The organism is Pseudoxanthomonas sp. 134C1 (assembly GCF_057773065.1).
This window is the reverse complement of sequence record NZ_JBYMTH010000007.1, coordinates 136,407-153,004: the sequence shown is the minus strand read 5'-3', so window position 1 is coordinate 153,004 and position 16,598 is coordinate 136,407. Positions and strand designations below refer to the sequence as shown.

General features: G+C 59.6%; 10 protein-coding genes. 6 read left to right on the top strand and 4 right to left on the bottom strand.

The window, feature by feature from the left end; translation table 11 throughout:
- Positions 1 to 104: 104 nt before the first annotated feature.
- Together AC3DEZ_RS14225 and AC3DEZ_RS14220 are read right to left on the bottom strand one after the other, a co-directional pair.
- Positions 105 to 1,445 (bottom strand): aminotransferase class V-fold PLP-dependent enzyme, encoded by a 1,341-nt coding sequence (locus AC3DEZ_RS14225; RefSeq protein WP_488388801.1) that lies wholly within the window; start codon positions 1,443 to 1,445, stop codon positions 105 to 107.
- The gene (locus tag AC3DEZ_RS14220; RefSeq protein WP_488388800.1) at positions 1,445 to 3,847 is read right to left on the bottom strand and encodes a TonB-dependent receptor plug domain-containing protein; all 2,403 of its coding nucleotides are present in this window, start codon (positions 3,845 to 3,847) and stop codon (positions 1,445 to 1,447) included. Before AC3DEZ_RS14220 ends, AC3DEZ_RS14225 begins: the two co-directional genes overlap by 1 nt.
- A gap of 871 nt (positions 3,848 to 4,718) precedes the next feature.
- On the opposite strand from AC3DEZ_RS14220, the gene AC3DEZ_RS14215 reads away from it, so the two are divergent.
- Positions 4,719 to 5,693 carry a GNAT family N-acetyltransferase gene (locus AC3DEZ_RS14215; RefSeq protein WP_488388799.1) on the top strand — a complete coding sequence of 325 codons (975 nt, stop codon included), beginning with the start codon at positions 4,719 to 4,721 and terminating at the stop codon, positions 5,691 to 5,693.
- An 84-nt stretch (positions 5,694 to 5,777) separates the two neighbouring features.
- Here the strand turns inward: AC3DEZ_RS14215 and AC3DEZ_RS14210 are convergent, their stop codons facing one another.
- Both AC3DEZ_RS14210 and AC3DEZ_RS14205 read right to left on the bottom strand, forming a co-directional pair.
- On the bottom strand, positions 5,778 to 6,998 hold the full coding sequence (locus AC3DEZ_RS14210; RefSeq protein WP_488388798.1) for a hypothetical protein: 1,221 nt from the start codon (positions 6,996 to 6,998) through the stop codon (positions 5,778 to 5,780).
- 260 nt (positions 6,999 to 7,258) lie between these two features.
- On the bottom strand, positions 7,259 to 7,738 hold the full coding sequence (locus AC3DEZ_RS14205) for a GNAT family N-acetyltransferase (protein WP_488388797.1): 480 nt from the start codon (positions 7,736 to 7,738) through the stop codon (positions 7,259 to 7,261).
- Positions 7,739 to 8,429: 691 nt separating this feature from the next.
- Between AC3DEZ_RS14205 and AC3DEZ_RS14200 the strand changes: the two genes are divergently transcribed.
- From AC3DEZ_RS14200 to AC3DEZ_RS14180, 5 genes are all read left to right on the top strand, one after another.
- Entirely contained in the window at positions 8,430 to 9,008 is a 579-nt protein-coding gene (locus AC3DEZ_RS14200) for an RNA polymerase sigma factor (RefSeq protein WP_488388796.1), read from the top strand.
- A 94-nt stretch (positions 9,009 to 9,102) separates the two neighbouring features.
- A complete protein-coding gene (locus AC3DEZ_RS14195; protein WP_488388795.1) occupies positions 9,103 to 10,089 on the top strand; it encodes a FecR family protein in 987 nt (328 codons plus the stop codon).
- 221 nt (positions 10,090 to 10,310) lie between these two features.
- A complete protein-coding gene (locus AC3DEZ_RS14190) occupies positions 10,311 to 13,373 on the top strand; it encodes a TonB-dependent receptor (protein WP_488388794.1) in 3,063 nt (1,020 codons plus the stop codon).
- 68 nt (positions 13,374 to 13,441) lie between these two features.
- Positions 13,442 to 15,706 carry an alpha/beta hydrolase family protein gene (locus AC3DEZ_RS14185; RefSeq protein WP_488388793.1) on the top strand — a complete coding sequence of 755 codons (2,265 nt, stop codon included), beginning with the start codon at positions 13,442 to 13,444 and terminating at the stop codon, positions 15,704 to 15,706.
- Between the two features lie 223 nt (positions 15,707 to 15,929).
- Positions 15,930 to 16,346 (top strand): MarR family winged helix-turn-helix transcriptional regulator, encoded by a 417-nt coding sequence (locus AC3DEZ_RS14180; protein ID WP_488388792.1) that lies wholly within the window; start codon positions 15,930 to 15,932, stop codon positions 16,344 to 16,346.
- The last annotated feature ends 252 nt before the right edge of the window (positions 16,347 to 16,598 follow it).

Sequence of the window (16,598 nt, the reverse complement as noted above, 5' to 3'; positions counted from 1 at the left end):
TGGAAGCGAATGCAGGATCTGTCAGCCGGTATCCCGAATTCTGGCTGCCTATCTGCAAGCGAAACGATCTCGTAACCTCAAGCTAGCGCAGGACACAGCTCATGTCACCACGGTCTCAATGAACGCACGGCCTTGGGTGATTGCTCGCATTCTGAGCAGAGCGTCCCCAGCGCTTCGACGAGGGCGTCCATTTGCGCCGGGGTGGTGAAAATTGACGGCGTTATCCGTACGCAGGCGCCGGAGGCCAGGCCTTCGCGCCAGGTGGTGAAGATGCCGAATTCCTGTTGCAGGCGCTTCTGCAGGCGCTGGTTCTCTTCCTTGCCGGATTGGCCGCGCAGGCGGAAGGATGCCAGCGCGCTGGACAACGCCGGGTCCGCCGAGGCCAGCACTTCGATATGCGGCATGTCGCGGGCGGCGCGGGTCCAGCGATCGCGCAGGAACAGCAACCGCGCGCGTTTGTTGGTGGCACCGATGCGTTCGTGCAGTGCGATGGCGTCGGGAACCGACAGGTAGGCAGCGAAGTTGGCCGTGCCGGTATGCGCGCGGCTGAATATCTTGCCGTCGTCGGCAATGGACAGATAGGGATCGATGTCCGCCACCCGTCCCCGCCGGATGTAGGCCGCGCCCACACCCACCGGCGCGCCGATCCACTTATGCAGGTTGATGCCGACGAAATCGGCCTTCAGGTCGGGAACGCGGTAATCGATCTGACCGAAGCCATGCGCCGCGTCCACGATCACGTCGATGCCGCGCGCGCGCGCCATGTCGCTGATTTCGGCGATGGGCAGCACCAGGCCGTGACGATGGCTGACCTGGGTCAGCAGGACAAGTTTGAGGCGCGGCAGCTTATCGATGGCGTCCGAATAGGCTTGCAGGATCTGATCATGGGTCGGGACGACGGGCAGCGCGATGCGTTCGACCTGGACACCGCGCCGTTTCTGCAGCCACTGCATGGCGCTGATCATGCTGTCGTAGTCCACGTCGGCATGCAGCACCTGATCGCCGGCGGACAGGCGGTTGTAGCCGCTAATCAGAGCCAGCAGCGCCTCGGTGGCGCCGCGGGTGAAGACCAGTTCGTCCGGCTCCACGCCGAGCATGCGCGCGGTTTGCGCATGCGCCGCCATGAACTCGCGTGGATAGGCGTCCCGGCCGTACCAGGCGTTGCCGCGGTTCACCTCGGCTGTGTGCCGCTGGTAGGCCAGCAGGGTGGATCGGCCCATCGAACCCCAGTAGCCGTTCTCCAGATGGTTGATCGCGGTGGTGATGTCGAACTGCCTGGCAACGTCGGCCCACCAGGTTTCATCCGAGGCCAGCGTCTCCGGTGCTAACGGTGCGACCGGCAGCGCGGGAATCGGCGGGTCTCCGCCGCCATCCGCGGCGGCGAGCAGGCCGCTGGCCGGGAGCAGTGCCCCGGTCAGCAGCAGGCGGCGGCGCGTGGTCTGCATCAGAAGCGCAGCCGGTACTCGGCGTAGAGGTTGGCGCCGTCGGTGTCGTAGGGTGCGTTGCGCGAGTAGATCAGGCCGCGGCTGGCCTGGAAAGTGGCCTCGTCCGGATACTTGTCCAGCACGTTGTCCGCGCCGATGCGCACGCTGTGGCGATCGTTGAAGGTGTAGCCGGCCGCCAGGTCCAGGAAGGTCATCGCGCCGAAGCGCTGGTAGATGTCGCCGGTGGCGTTGCCGCTGGAATCCGTCCAGGCGCCGTAGTAGCGCACGCGGCCCATCAGCGACCAGCCAGCGACCTCGTAGGTGGTGGTGAAGCTGCCCTTGTGTTCGGGCAGACGCTCCTCGAACAGCACGCGCTGGGTTTCGTTGGCGGCCACGCTAGTGCGGCCGTTGTCGACTTTGGTGCGGTTGTAGTTGTAGGCCAGGGTCATGCCCAGGCGGCCGGGACCGGCATCGCGCACATGGCTGCCCACCACGTCCACGCCGGTGGTGGTTGTGTCGAAATCGTTGGTGTAGTAGTTGACCGAGGTGTAGCCCATCGGGTTGGGGACGCCGGCCGGCACCGCGAAGCTGGCCGACTGGCTGAAGCGATCGGTCAGCTTGATGTCGTACACATCGATCGATCCGGAGAAGCCTTGATCGTTGCGCCAGGTCATGCCCAGCGAAGCGGTGCGCGACTGTTCGGGCGTGAGGTCCTTGGCGCCCAGCTGGCGGGCCAGCGGATCGGACGGCGAGAGGCGGCCGCTGGTGAAGATCTGGAGCGTGCGGGTATCCAGGCCCTGCACGGTGCTGGTGGTGTTGAGCTGACCGGGCGTGGGGGCGCGGAAGCCGGAAGAGACCGTACCACGCAGCGCGATGTCCGGCGTGATTTCAAAGCGCGCCGACAACTTGCCGTCCACGGTGCGGCCAAACGAGGAGAAGTGTTCGTAGCGGCCGGCGGCGCCCAGGCTGAAGCGCTCGCCCAGCGGCACCTCGACGTCCACGTAGGCGGCCTGGCTCTGCTGCGACCAGCTGCCGGCCTGGTTGCGGGAGAAACCGGGCGCGCCGTTGGCGTTGGCTTCCAGTCCGGCGGCGGCGCCGGGGCCGACCGCGTAGGAGGCCGGATCGCCGGCCTTCACTGCGTAGGTTTCCTGGCGAAACTCGGCACCGAAGGCGACGTTGACCGGTCGCGCCAGTCCGGCTTCCCAGCTGTAGTTGAAGTCGGCGTTGGCGTTCTTCTCGGTCTGCGACAGACGGCCCAGGTAGAACGCGGTGGGACTGTTGGGACCCAGCGACGCGTTGATCGAATTGCCTAGCCGGTAGTCGATGTCGTTGCGGCCGTAGGACGCGCTGACATCCCAGCGGAAGTCCGGGTTGAATTCGCCACGCACGCCGCCCACCAGTTGCAGGTCATGCTGCTGGTTGGAGTACTTGGGGCTGAAGCCGACCGGATAGAGGCTGCGCAGGTTCCAGCCGGGGAAGATCGACGTGGTGCGGTAGGCGCCCGTGGTGGTGTCCGGGTTGCGCCAGTTGAAGTCGCTGACCCCCTCGCTGTGTCCGTACAGGCCGAAGGCGTACAGCTCGGTGGTGTCGTTGACGAAGGCTTTCAGGTTGAAGCCGGCGCGTTGGCTTTCCAGGTCCGGCTGTCCCCAGCGCTGGACCGGATGGGGCACACGCAGCTCCGGGTGCGCAGTCTGGAACGCGATCGCATCCGGCCGCTGGCGGGTGCGCGAAGTGGCGTCGGTGTTGGCGAATTCGGCGAACAGGACCAAGCTGCCGTAATCGCCCAGCGACAGGCCGCTGCGCGCGCTCACCTCGCGGGAACCACCATCACCCTGTGCATAGCGCGAATAGCCAACGGTGATCTCGCTGCCGGCTCCGTCTTCCAGGATGATGTTGATGACGCCGGCAATCGCATCGGAACCGTACTGCGCCGATGCGCCATCGCGCAGCACTTCAATGCGCTTGACCGCGCTGGTCGGAATCTGCGCGAGGTCGGCGGCCTGCGAACCGCGGCTGCCCAGCAGCGCGCTGCGATGGAAGCGGCGGCCATTGACCAGTACCAGCGTCTGGTCCGGCGACAGGCCACGCAGCGTGGCGGGGCGCACAAACACTTGGCCGTCGGCCATCGGCAGGCGCTGGACCACGAACGATGGCACCAGCTGGGCCAGCACGTCCTTCAGGTCGTTCGACTCGACGGCCTGGATCTCTTCCTTGCTGAAAACGTCCACCGGCGCCAGCGTGTCGAACTGGGTCCGGTTGGAAGCGCGCGTGCCGGTGACCAGCATCGTGTCGAGCTGGGTGGTCCCGGTGGCCTGCGGTGTGGCGGTGGCGTCATCGTCCCTGACATCGTTGCTTGCGGCGGCTCCTGCCGCGCAGGTGGAAAGAATGAGGACGATGGCACGCGACAGCCGACTGCTTTGCACTGAAAGCTCCAGGGAAGACGGGGGGAAGGGCGATGGCGGACGCGACGATCCGCATGACCGCGCGCATTCTGGGGCGCTTTCGTGTCTTGCCTGTGACAGTGCACGGCTCTCGATTGCCGTGAATCCAACATCCAGATCAAGTTCGCACTCTGGACTTCTACTCGGCAGAAAGTGCTTGGAGGCTCCCATACGAAGATGGCGAAGCGCTCTGGTGAGACTCGAAAGCGTTCCTCCGCCGTGGCGATCTGCGATGGGGGGCGGCTTGGTTGGAGATGCGCACCGGGGAAGAGCTGGACGAGGACGATTTCCAGCATCTGGAATCTGGTCAGGATCTCTTGAGAACTATTTCAGCGCTGCTCCGGACGCCGTGGACTGCACTATGCGTTCCACAGGTCTACGAATTGCTGGAGCGCGCAAGGTGGCGAATTCCTTGTCTTCGGAAGGCCTACGAGGTTGATGGGAAGGTAATCGAAAAGCTGACCGCACGAGTCCAATTATCGGCTGGCCCAGCTGGACGCATCCATTGATGCGCAGGCTATACGGAACCGTAGCCTGTAGTCAGCCTCACTGATAGCTGAGGGGGCACTAACATTCGGACAGCTTGCGGAGAAGCCATGATCCGACGGCCGAAGTGACCAGCGACCATGAGCAGCGCGTCCAGCAGGGCCGTGGCGCCGGCGTGGGCGCGGATGCCCTCAGTAGCCTCCGTCTCCTGCGCCTCGAGCTGCAGGGCAACGGCTAGGGCGTTCCACTTATGCCAGCTATACCGAGCGAGGGGCAAGCCAAGAAGTGAATTTCAATCTTGGGCGGAAATGCTTTCGGCTGGCGTCATCCATCGAGCCTGAATCGATTCTTGGGGTCAGGATCTCAGATGGGAGTGGTGCTGCGCGATGGGATACACGGTTTGCCCCGATCCCATTCGCTGAATGCTAAGCCCTGGGCAGATAGATTACCATCCTCCAGATCTGAATGCGCAGATAAAGTACTCGATCACATGCACATGTTTGAGCTTTCACCGACCTCTTATGCGAAGGTCATTCCACTTTTGAATGGAATAGAGTTCAACTGTCTATTCGCCAGAAGCGTTCTTGATGGATTGGCCAACGGCGAAGTCTGGGCGGATTCCGAAATAGAACCAACACTGGTTCATATCATTCATTCGTATGGAATGACTCTGCTCTTGGTTCGCTCAGAAAATCCAGACTTGGATACGCTCCGGAATCACTTCAAGTTTTGCCGCGATAGGTGGGAAGCTCTATGGATGCAGGTGCATCCAACTAAGCGCACGATTTTTGTTGACGAATGTCTCGATATAGGAAGCGCGCCATCCAGAAGCTCTGTTTCATCTGCCTTATTGGTTGAACGGCACACGCGAAGTAACTTCACTTTCGTACGCGAGCGCTATGCAGAACTATGTTCCCAGTACAAAGTTCCGAGCGGATTCCGCGTACGGCCCATGTCCGCTGCTGACTTCGCACTTTCTGGCATTTCCGTCTCGCCGCATCGATTCTGGCCCGATGCTTCTGGTTTCTTGGCGAACGGTGGCGGGTACTGTGTTATTGGCGGCGAGCAAGTCGCGTCGTTGGCCTTTACATCGTTTCGGATACATGAACAATTAGAAATTGGGATCGAAACATATCCTGAGTTTCGCGGTATGGGTCTGGCTAAACTTGCCGCTGCGGCATTGATTGAGTACTGCCTATCGGAGGGCCTTGAGCCGGTCTGGTCTTGCAGGAAGCAAAATTTTGCATCGTTTGCGCTCGCTACTTCGCTTGGTTTTCTTCCAAGTGTCGAAGGCCCGTACTACGGTTTGCCAGGAACTCGTGAACGATCCGATGTGACATAAAATGGGCATTGGATGATCACATTGGAGCGCATGGCGATAGGATAGGACATCTTCGTATCGTCGCGAATGATCTATCGCTCAGTCCTACGGTTGAGCATCAGGAAATAGTTGGTGCAGTGCCGGCACGGCACTGAATCCGCCGACCAGAAATGCTTGGCGAATCGCACGGTACTTGGTTGGGTCACGCTGCAGGCGGTGCCCGTCGTCGAAGAACAATAAACGCGCATCCGGATAGGAACCGCGTAGCCGTTCGTTGATTGCATCGCCAAATACCACATCGTCGCGACCCTTGAGGATAAGCACCTCACGTGGAAAGCTGCGGTCGATGGAAAAGCGCTTGGGGACAATATTGTTGTGCCGATGCCAGTCCAGCACGTCGGATACTGCTACCTGCGATATGTCGTACAGCAGATTGGTGCCAGAACGTGGGTCGTAGTGCACCAAGTCCGCGCCGACCAGTTCAAACCATCGCACCCGCGCCATCAACGACTTTGGTGTCTTGATCATGTAGTTCAGAAGCCACAGGTTGTACATTGGCTTCAGTTGGTACTTGGTGAGGAAGGCGCCGTCGTTCAGGTCTTCCAAGGTGCGCAATTGAGCGGCTCTTGGGTCAGGGCTCGATCGCCCAAGCTGGTACAGCACATCGGCTAAAGCGGCGCGCCGCGATGGGTGCTCGGTCACGTAGGTGGTCAGGAGCGGGTCGGCCGGAGGATTGAACTCCCGAAAGCGGGGTGAGTATGGGAGTCCGGCCTCCCGTGCCAGGTCCGGGGCACCAGTCGACTCCAGCAGCATTCGGTTCACATGGCTCCCATGTGCCGACACGTACTGCTGTGCCAACACCCCGGCACCGGAAGCACCGAATACGTTGATCCGACCATCGGCAGGTAAGAGTCCTCTGCGCTGCATGTCACGACGGACAGTCTCGATGTCTTCTACCTGTTGATCCGAGCCGTACAGTTTCATTGCCAGCGCGTAGTCGGTGGCCCCGTTCGGGTAGACTTCAGGCAAGAACGTCGGCGCTTGGCCACGGACGCCAATCAGAACATAGGGAACATCACCAAACAATGCGTCGAAGAACCCGAAGTCTGTGTCCGTCCCGACCAACTCCATCTGTCCATCAGTCAGAACAAAGGTAACGTTGTTGCTCGGTTTGAAGTGAGGACTTAGGAGATAGAATCCTCGAAACGTCCCGAGTGTGGATTCGCCATGATCGACCGGCAGGTCAATATAATGGTGGCGATCATCGGCGGGCATTTCCGCATAGGTCGAGCCAATCGAGAGTCGTTCGTCGGGCGTTGCGTACATGTACGCGTCAGCCGCGGCCAACACACTACCCGTTAGCGCCAGGGTTACCAATGCGATCAGCGTTAGCTTTCTGGACCACGGACCCGGAAAAGGTAATATTTTCCTCAAGGGATGCCTCGAAAATGGGGTTTAACAACAATTGTTGTTCAACAAATGGGCCGCGCAACAGTGTCCAAATGGACGGGGTCGGTGGCGGAGGACGTAGCGCACCGATCGCGTCTTCGGGTTCCACGGGTATCCGTCTCCATCCCGAAAACACTCTAGGGAATCAGCCTCGGGAATGCTGATTCGAGGCGCCTATGGGCTGGGCGAAACTCGACTACCACGTCATCTGGGCGTGCCAAGCCATCCTGGCGAATCTTCGCTTCCAACTCGGATTCAAGGAAGCCGAAGCGCTCGACCAGTTGCTTGGCATGGCGGTTGTCGCGGTGGTAGGTACCGATAATCGCGGTTCCTGGCTGCTGGGCTCCCGCCCAGATCTGGGCGGAGCGCACGAGGCAACGCGAGACAGGGGTGCCTCGGAAACGAGGCTTCACATACAGCCCCCAAAGCCACAGATGGCGATGTTTAATATCGCAGTACACCGGAGACAGTGCTACAGCACCCATCAGCGACAATGTATTGAACACGCCCCAGACGTGCGTTCCGCGCGCCTCGTATGCGGCCAAAACGTTGGTGCGGCCTCGTCTTAACTGCTCCAATTCATGGCGCAGTTCGGCGCTCGAGTACGTCGAATCCACCGCCGCCTCCAGCCGTAGTCGGAGATAGTGTGGCTCGTCGCGCTCCTGCAAGACTCGTGCTTCCACGGTGCCAACCACGCAATTTGCAATGCTGAAGGCCAAGATGCTGCAAGGCGCGTCAACCCTACCATGGGCCTCAGTCTCATCTGTCCGCTCCCACGGAATTCAATACTCAGTGGTGCCACTACTGGGTACTGGCCCACATAAGCAAGGATGGCAAGGCGGGGCGGAAGCGTAGCGTTGCCAACCTCGCGTTGACGCCTCCCAATGGCGGCCAGGCAGTCTGCGCAATCCATTGCTGCGGCGCAGCGAGGTGGTCAGACCTTGGAACTTTCTTCTCCCAATTAGGGGTAGGGTCGGCGTGTACTCGTGCATCTATATCAAGATCACTCGCGACTACCCTTCCACACGTGGCTCTGGTCCCGCTGGCGGGCTTATCGCGTCTGCTGTCGAGCTGTATGTTCCAGGCGACGGATTTTGCCCCGGTTTTGCGGGGCTTTGGGGTACGCGCAGTGCTAAAGCGCCTGGTGAGGTACGGGTTGACAGGGACCAAACAGGCTTGGCCAGAAGACGGTGATTTTCGATACGGCACCGACTGTTTCTGCTTGCGGACACCCCATTCATCTGGATGTTTGCGCTACAAGAATTGTCGCGTTAAAAGAGCGTTGGAAGTTGGCCGTACAATCTCGAAATGACGCACGGATATCAGAGCTCGCTGGAACTGGAACGGGACTTGCCCGACGGCGAGGTCTGCCCGCAGTCGCAGCACTTTGAGGAGTTTTCACGCGAACAGTATGGTGGGTTGCTGCAGTTCGTGCGCCGGCGGACGCCGAGCGAAGAGGATGCCCGGGATGCTGCCCAAGAAAGCCTGGCCCGGCTTCTACGCTACCGCGAGACCGAGCCGGCCAGTGCGTGGAAGCCCCTGCTGTACCGCATCGCGGTCAATGTCGTTGGGGAACAGTTTCGCCGTGCCAGCACCCGTCATGCTGCCAAGCATGTCCCTCTTGAGGAACTGGAGATTGCTTCCGAGGCGCCTTTGCAGGAAGAACTGGTAGAGCAGGAACAGCGCGAAGCATTGCTCCGCGCAACAATCCTCGCATTACCACCACGGCCACGACAGGTCTATCTCCTCAGCCGGATGGACGGACTGAGCTACAAGGAAATTGCCCGGCACTGTGGCATTTCTGTGAAGACCGTCGAAAAGCATATGACGCAAGCCTTGGCGTTCCTGAGTGAAAAGGCAGGGTTGGGAGCCTGTGATGCATCGTAATGAGGGCCAGGGCCAAAATTTGGCGACGGAAGCTTCTGTTGCTCGACCCAGGCCGACACCGGTGCAAGAGCCACATGGGAGCGAACGGACGCGCATGATCCAAACCAATGTCAACCAAGAGGTTCGTGCCGCAGCGCAGCGATGGTTTGCGCGCCTGCTCGCTCCCGATTGCAGTGTCGAGGAACGCGCTGAATTCGAGCAATGGCGAACGGCCGACCCGCTGCATGCAGCGATCTATCAAGGCATCGAGGACATCTGGCGACGCAGTGTAGCCTTGCGCGACGATGTTGCGATCGCCGCCGCGCTGAGGGAAGCGCGCCGCCCTGTGTCGGTGCGCCGGGGGCCTGGCTGGGGCATCACCCTATCGATAGCGGCTTCACTGATGTTGGTTGTGGGCTTCCTGTTTCGTCAGCAACTCATTCCGGATAATGCCCCCGTAGTGCGTTACGCCACGGCCATGGGGGAGCAGCGCACGATGACGCTGGAAGATGGCTCTGTCGTAGTCATCGATACGGCCAGTGAGCTACTGGTCCGATATGGTCGCAGCGAGCGGACGCTTACCCTGCAGAAGGGGAGAGCTGACTTCCAGGTGCATCCGAATCCACAACGCCCATTCGTCGTCCATGCAGCCAATGGAACCGTGACGGCGACCGGTACGCAGTTTCAGGTTCAAGTGGAACGAGGTATCGGGATGGTGACGCTGCTGGAGGGCAAGGTACGCGTCGCCGCCAGTGAGGAAAGGGCCGCCCCCACGGTGACATTGACGCCTGGCCAGCATGTCGCCATGACACGAGGGACATTGGGCCCTCGCCAACAGCTATCTGATACCGACTTGGCGAGCACTCGCGGATGGACCGAGGGGAATCTTGTCGTCAAGGACACCCCATTGGCTCAGGTGGTGGAACAGATGAATCAGTATTCCCGGACGAAGCTGCGTCTGGAAGGAAAGGAGTTGGGTGAAATTCCCGTCAGTGGCGTGTTCAAGGTTGGCGACCAGCAATCCCTGGCCATGGCCCTGGAGTACGGCTGGTCAGTGCATGCGGAGCACACGAGCGACGAAATCGTACTGCGGAAAAAGTAACCGGAAGGTTCCTGACTAGAGGTGGGTGGACAAAGGCGACGGGGATCGCCTTATGAAATCTAGGTAGGGTTCCCCCCGGCTCCTGCATTACAGGAGAAAGACGGTCAGGTGTCCGCTGGAAGTCAGCGCATCGGCGACCGTGCCAACCGGGGAGCGCAATGAAAGTTTGTAATTCCAAGTACAAGGCGGCACCCAGTCCGCCTGCCAGAAACTGTCTATGCGTGGCATTGGCGACGGTTTTGATGGTCCTGGGTGCGCCGGCGGGCGCGCAACAGGCTGGTGCGGCACAGGAATACTCCATCCAAGCAGCCAGCCTGGATGATGCGCTGAAGCAACTCGCCAAACAGAGCAAGCTCCAGATCGTCTACTCCCCGGATCTGGTCAAAGGGAAGCAGGCTGGCGCACTGAGCGGACCATACACCTGGCAGACGGCGCTGCAGCGATTGCTTAGCGGCACCGGCTTGGAATGGAAACTCATCAACAACTCAACCGTCGTGCTGACCAAGGGTACGGCGCCCCAGCAACCGTCCGCTCCTCCCACCACCAGAGTGCCAGCGAAACCGTCGCCCGCGGAAGCGCCTGTAAACATGGCCGAGGTTCTGGTGCGCGGAAGTCAATCGTTGAACGCAGACATCCAGCGCAGCCCCGATGATGCGCAGCCCTATGTTGTCTTCAATCGCGTGGACCTGGAGCGCTCGGGTGCGGTCAATATCAACGACTTCCTGCTGAAGCGTGTCACCGCGAACACCACTACCGCCACTCCGAGCCAGCGGGCCGAGATCGGCGGCGATCACACCAGCATCAATCTGCGCGGCCTGGGCGAAGGCCAAACCCTCATTTTGGTTGACGGTCGCAGACTGGCTGCGCAGAGTTTCGGCACCCTCTCAGGGCAGCCAAACATCAACGGGATACCGCTGGGTGCGGTGGAGCGCATTGAAGTTCTCCCTTCAACCGCGTCGGCCATCTATGGCGGATCCGCAACCGGTGGCGTGATCAATATCGTGCTGCGTCGCGGCTATGAAGGCGGCGAAGTATCGCTTAGTCACGACAACAGTTTCGACACGGATTCGTCCATCAGTCGCGTGGACTTCACCTATGGAAAGTCACTGGCTAATGGAAAGACCAGCATCATGGTCAACGGCAGCTTGACCGAATCCAATCTATTGCTCAATCGGGACCGGGATTTCGTGAAGCGCGCGGTGGACCGCATTCGGGCCAACAGTCCGGGCTATCTGGGATCAATCGCCGTGTACGGCACCAGCCCTAATATCCGCAGCGCCAATGGCAGCAACCTAGTGTTGGATAACGGGACTCCACTTAACGCTCGAGTTACCTACGTGCCACAGGGCTACTTGGGCCCGTCTTCGGATGGTGCGGCGGCGTTGCTGGCAAACGCTGGGCAACTCAATACGGAGCCCACTCTGGCGGGAGGATATTCAGGTGGCGGTGGTCCCATCAGTACAGGGCCGAGAACCAAGAGCATTGCCGCGTCGGTCCGGCACAGCTTCACCGACAACCTGGACGGCTTCCTGGACGTATCCCACACCAACACATACGCACGGGAGATGGGCGGCGTGACAACCCAATTGACCTTGGGAGCCAATGACCCGAGAAATCCGTTCCAGCAACCGATCGCGGTGACTTTCGCGCCCTATCAATACAATGCTCTGTCCGAGCGGCGGAATCGCATGGACCGGGTCAGTACCGGCCTGATTGCAAGACTACCCAAGGACTGGGCCGGTTCTGTCGACTTCACCTGGTCCAGGGCCAGTGTTGAATATGTCACCCGCCCGGGACTCATCGATGCCGGTCCCCTGCTCGCTTCGGGCTTCAATCCCCTGATTGACCATGTTGGGCTGGGGACCCTGAATCTCGGTGCTCTTGCTCCTGTACCGGTGGCGTCCCGTTCGATTCCGGTGACATCCTACAGCTTCAATCCGACGGTTCGCCTGGGAGGACCACTTTGGGAACTGCCGGCGGGAGCGGTGACCGGGTCGTTCTTGTTGGAACAGCAGAAAATAAAGTTCACCGACGGCGCCTGGCGGCAGAACCAGGGAAGCCCCAGCGAGGTCGCACTACTCTTTCCGCCGCGTTCGCAGGACGTACGCAGTGTGTATGCCGAGTTCGGCATCCCGTTGTTCAGCGAGAAAAATGCCAGGACCGGCCTTCGAGCACTGGAGCTCCAACTGGCCCTCCGGCATGACGATTACCGGAGCGTCAGCGGCAGCTGGGTCACCTGGTTTCCAGGTCAGACGTCGGCGCCAGCGCCTTTTGCCATGGCCGAAAATTCGGCATCCGAAACGACCGGCTTGGTCGGTTTGAAGTACTCCCCTGTCAACGGTTTGATTTTCCGCGCCAGTCACGGCACGGGCTTCGTGCCACCGGATATGACCCAGTTGGGCGCGCCGAGCCGGACCGACACCTGGTTGTCAACGACTCCGGATCCCCGCCGTGGCAATACCACGGCAACCGTCCCCATGGTCCAGCTGTTCGGCTCCAACCCGAATCTGGAGCCGGAAGACTCCGAAACGACTTCGGTGGGCGTGATTTTCGAACCCACGTTCCTGGAAGGATTCCGGGCATCGCTGGACTACACGTTGCTCAAGAAGAGCAACATTATCACCATGCTGAGTGAAGCTCAGCTGTTGCAGTTCGAATCGATGTTTCCCGACCGGGTCCAGCGCGGCGCACCGTTGCCAACGGATCCGGCGGGTTGGGCTGGCCCCATCACTTTCATGGACACCAGCCGCGTGAATGCCGCTTCGGCGCGACAGGAAGCGCTCGACCTCCAAGTCAAGTATGGCCTGGACTTGGACAACGGTGCCCGACTCGAATTCTGGGGCAACGGTACCTGGAGGCTCACCTCCGAAACCCAGCTGCTGCCGGGTCTGCCGATCATTCCTTCCGATAACAATTTTCGCGGATTCTATGGCGTCGATTACGAGAAGGGCGGATGGGGATTGGGATGGACGGTCCGTCACTACGGTTCCTATCCAGTCGCAAATCGTGCGCTAGTCAGCAGCGCAACGGTTCTGGCCGCCCAAGGCAACAATGGCAGAGTGCCACGTCAGTTGCTGCATGACTTTTCGTTTCGCTGGCGGTCTGGGTCCTACTCGGACGAGAACGCATGGCGGCGCATCCTCAGCAATACGGAAATCAGTGGCGGAATCCGCAATGTGTTCAACAAAGAGCCCGAGGTGGACATCAACAGCCCTGGCCTCTACAGCACCGCTGGGGACGCGAGACTCCGCACGTACTACGTCCAGATGACGTATCGCTTCTAAGCGACAGAGCGATGCCGTGGCATCGCTCTGATCAAAATCAACTTCAATACACATAAACAGGACTCATCATGCGTGTGTCAGGTTTTCTGTTCTCTCTGCTTGTACTTATGAATGCCTCTTTGACCGCAAAAGGGATGGACGGTGGTCGGCCGTTCACGACAAAAGATGCTATCCGCGTCACCTCCGTCGAGGCGGGGCAAGGAGGGCAGGTAACGGCATCTCCGGATGGTCGGCGTTTCTTTGTTGTGGAGTCCTATGGGGATCTCGATGATGGAAGCCGTGTCTTCACCATTCGGGTGTTTGGAGTCAACGGTGACGAGACCCAGCGAGTTCCTGCGGAGCTTGCTTCTACCAGCCTCAGAACAAAGACCAATGAAAGCGGTGTCATCCGCCCTCGCTGGACTGCAGATGGGCACACCATCCTGTTTCTGGGGGTGGAAGGTGAGAACCACCCACAACCGTACCTGTTTGAGGTCGACAAGAATACGCGGAAGAAACTGCTTCCCGGCAACACGCACGACGTCGTTGACTTCGACTACCAGAGTGGGACATGTGCATTCATCGCCAGGACACAAGTCCCCCCTCAAAGAACTGCCGGGTGGTCGTTGAGCGATGAGTCACTCGTTCGCATGCTCTTTCCGGAACAAGCGGCAGAGTATAAGGAATACGCCCTATTTCTGAGCCGGAATGGTGAAATCCCCAAGCAGATAACGCCCGCCAAGCGGTCGATGGCCACTGCATCGGGCGTGGTCAGTGTTTCGCCGGATGGCCGTTGGGTCATTGCTTCCATGCCTCCCAAATCCGTGCCCAAGGAATGGGCTGCCTATGTCCCAAGCGATGCCAGAATTACCGTTGGACCCGCTGCGCTGGAAGCCGCGCTTCAGTATCAATTGGTGAATGCCGCAGACGGCTCCATTCGACCCTTGGTAGACGCCCCATTGGGCTTCCTGGTGGCGGATTTGTCGACTCCCAAGGTCGTCTGGGACGAGGACAGCAAGTCGGCCTATCTATCCAACACTATGGAGCCAATCAGGCCTGGGACTCCCGTTTCGCGTCGGCCTGCTGTATTGAAGGCCAATGTGGCCGACGCAGGGAAGACCCCTGAAGTGGTCCTCTCCTATAACTCTCTTGCCAGTGGTGAGCGCGTCACCTCGTTGCACCAAGATGAGGATGGAGAAGGCCTGGAAATTGCCACATTCGCCCGTGTGACCCAATCTCCAACAGACGGCCCCCGTCATGGACGAACTCGGCTCCTTAGTCTTACGAGCTCCAAGCAGGGCTGGGTCTCTGCAGAGAAAGCGAGTACAACTCCGACCACCGACAAGGTGGACGTGGCTGGTGGAAAGGTGTGGGTTCAGGAAGACGCGAACCATCCACCCGAGCTCATGTTCGGCCGATCCGCTGAGGACGTCGTACGCATCCATGACTTCAACCCTTGGCTCCGCGAGGTTCATCTTCAACCGATCAGCCAGGTCCAGTGGCAGGACCGTGAAGGACATACGTGGACCGGTGGACTCGTGCTCCCCAGTATTCAGGCGAGCAAGGGCAAATATCCGCTCATCCTCGCCCTGAAGTTTCATGACCCCAAGAGGTTCAGTCCAGACGGCCCATATACCACGACGTTCGCCACTCAGGCATTGGCGGCAAGGGGGTTCGCGGTCATTGAGCTGGATGCCGCTGATGCCGCCACTTATGAAACCGAACGCGAAGGGTCGATGCAGAGGCGGGGAATCGAGTCCGCGATTGACTTCGCGGTCAGGTCCCACAACGTGGATGAAGAACGGGTCGGATTAATCGGATTCAGTAGAACGAGCTACTACGTCGTAAACGCGCTGGTGTTCAGCGACAAGAAATTCGCAGCTGCGACCTTGTCGGATGGGCTGGACGGAGGATACGTCCAGTTCCAGAGCTACACGCTGAACCACTTTGGTGGGGTTCTAGGTAAGGCCTTCGCAAAGATGCAAGGTGGTGAGCCGTTCGGCAAGGGCCTGGATGCGTGGCAGAAGAATGCAGCCATGTTCAATCTGGAGCGTGTGAAGACACCCCTGCGGATAGAGATGATCGGTCGGTCGTCCGTCTTGCAGGAATGGGAGCTCTACTCATCTTTGAAGCTGCTGCACAAGCCAGTCGAGGCCTATTGGATTCCTGGCGGTACGCACGTCTTGGTCAAGCCAGAAGAGCGCTACGTTTCGGCGCAGTCGACGGTGGAATGGTTCGATTTTTGGATCAACGGCAGAAAGTCGGAAACTCCGCTGGAGGCCGGGCAGTACGAGCGCTGGACAGAGCTGAAGAATATGCAGATGCCTGACCGATCGGCTGCATCTACTCAGTAGAGCTCCGTATCCGTACTTTGTTGTGATTGTTGAGCGGGAAGCATCGGTGGAGGCTGCATAGATGCTTCCCGCTCTATACGGAACTTATTCGATAGATGGCGGATAAGCGATGAATTCGTCATGTGGCCAGCCACGAAACCATTATCGTCAATGGGTCGATGGAAGAACAATGGATTAAGAATGATTCCGGAATTAGGCAGCCACATGGAACCACGAAGCGCGGATGAGCGATCAGTCGGCGATTGAAAGGTTTGAAATGCGCATCGTGCAACTTGCTGATGCGCTGGATCAGGAATGCAAGAAATCGGGATATCCCCTTTCGGAATGGCGGATTCTTCTTCTGCTTCATCGTGAGGAAGGGCTGTCTGTGACTTGCTTGGCGGCGACGGCAGGACTGACAAAGAGCCGTGCCTCTCGAAAAATCCAAAAGCTTGAGGAGCTCGGTATCATTGAGCGCCGAGCCCCTGGTCGCAGGTCGCACTCTCTCTACCTCACTGAGTACGGAAGGCGAGAGGTGGCGGAAAAGAATGGCATCGTGCTTCGTGCGGCTAGGAGCGCCGTCAGTTCCATCTCCCACGGCGATTTGGAGACAGCCACTAGCGTGATAGAGAGGATGCTCAGACGCGTTGAATCAGGTTGACGGCATTGAATCCGAATCCTGCTCGTCCGGCAGGGTGGCCTCGGGCCAGCGACACGGACGCCAGGCCTCTCTTCAATCGTTCTTGCCCGCAGTCGCGTGTGCGGTCATTGGTCAAATTATGCAAGAATACTGTGTCAACTTATGCGCTAAGGACCATCCATGAACGTCTGGAAAGCCGCTGAAGTTACGTATCTAGCCTTGCCTTTTCGTCAGGCGGCGTCCACGCACGTCCACTTGCATCCGTGCAACAAG